The organism is Kurthia sp. ISK08, assembly GCF_046159805.1.
GTDB classification, from domain to species: domain Bacteria; phylum Bacillota; class Bacilli; order Bacillales_A; family Planococcaceae; genus Kurthia; species Kurthia gibsonii.
The window spans coordinates 1-853 of sequence record NZ_JBJXHL010000016.1 but is presented as its reverse complement, the minus strand read 5'-3'; the positions used below and the strand labels follow the sequence as shown (position 1 = coordinate 853).

Here is an 853-nt window from a genome sequence, read left to right as displayed (position 1 = left end):
TTGGTGGAGCCTAGCGGGATCGAACCGCTGACCTCCTGCGTGCAAGGCAGGCGCTCTCCCAGCTGAGCTAAGGCCCCAATATAATGGGTATGTTGTTAATGGTCGGAATGACAGGATTCGAACCTGCGACCCCTTGGTCCCAAACCAAGTGCTCTACCAAGCTGAGCTACATTCCGGAAATGGTGCGCCCGGCAGAAGTCGAATCCACAACCTTCTGATCCGTAGTCAGACGCTCTATCCAATTGAGCTACGGGCGCAAAAATAAGTATATACGGTTTTTAAAAATGGTGCCGAGGGCCGGAATCGAACCGGCACGGTGATCACTCACCGCAGGATTTTAAGTCCTGTGCGTCTGCCAGTTCCGCCACCCCGGCATATTTGGAGCGGAAGACGAGGTTCGAACTCGCGACCCCCACCTTGGCAAGGTGGTGTTCTACCACTGAACTACTTCCGCAATATGCTTAGATATTTTTTATCTGACAGTTATGAAATTATAAGAAACTATGGTGCGGGTGAAGGGAGTCGAACCCCCACGCCTTGCGGCGCTAGATCCTAAGTCTAGTGCGTCTGCCAATTCCGCCACACCCGCATAGTAAATATTAAAGTGGTGAGTCATGCAGGATTCGAACCTGCGACCCTCTGATTAAAAGTCAGATGCTCTACCAACTGAGCTAATGACTCAAAATGGTGCCGGCGAAAGGAGTCGAACCCTCGACCTACTGATTACAAGTCAGTTGCTCTACCAACTGAGCTACACCGGCATATTTTGATGGTGGAGGATGACGGGATCGAACCGCCGACCCCCTGCTTGTAAGGCAGGTGCTCTCCCAGCTGAGCTAATCCTCCATTATAT

At 51.6% G+C, this 853-nt stretch carries 9 tRNA genes; all 9 read right to left on the bottom strand.

Features of this window, described 5'->3' with window-relative positions:
- Window position 1 precedes the first annotated feature (1 nt).
- A tRNA-Ala gene (locus tag ACKVQX_RS14465) sits at window positions 2-77 on the bottom strand.
- Window positions 78-99: 22 nt separating this feature from the next.
- Window positions 100-176: transfer RNA gene (locus tag ACKVQX_RS14460), tRNA-Pro, on the bottom strand.
- A gap of 4 nt (window positions 177-180) precedes the next feature.
- Window positions 181-257: transfer RNA gene (locus ACKVQX_RS14455), tRNA-Arg, on the bottom strand.
- A gap of 28 nt (window positions 258-285) precedes the next feature.
- A tRNA-Leu gene (locus ACKVQX_RS14450) sits at window positions 286-374 on the bottom strand.
- A gap of 5 nt (window positions 375-379) precedes the next feature.
- Window positions 380-454 (bottom strand) — tRNA-Gly (locus tag ACKVQX_RS14445).
- 50 nt (window positions 455-504) lie between these two features.
- Window positions 505-589: transfer RNA gene (locus tag ACKVQX_RS14440), tRNA-Leu, on the bottom strand.
- A 16-nt stretch (window positions 590-605) separates the two neighbouring features.
- Window positions 606-681 (bottom strand) — tRNA-Lys (locus ACKVQX_RS14435).
- Between the two features lie 4 nt (window positions 682-685).
- Window positions 686-761 (bottom strand) — tRNA-Thr (locus ACKVQX_RS14430).
- Window positions 762-770: 9 nt separating this feature from the next.
- Window positions 771-846 (bottom strand) — tRNA-Val (locus tag ACKVQX_RS14425).
- Window positions 847-853: the final 7 nt, after the last annotated feature.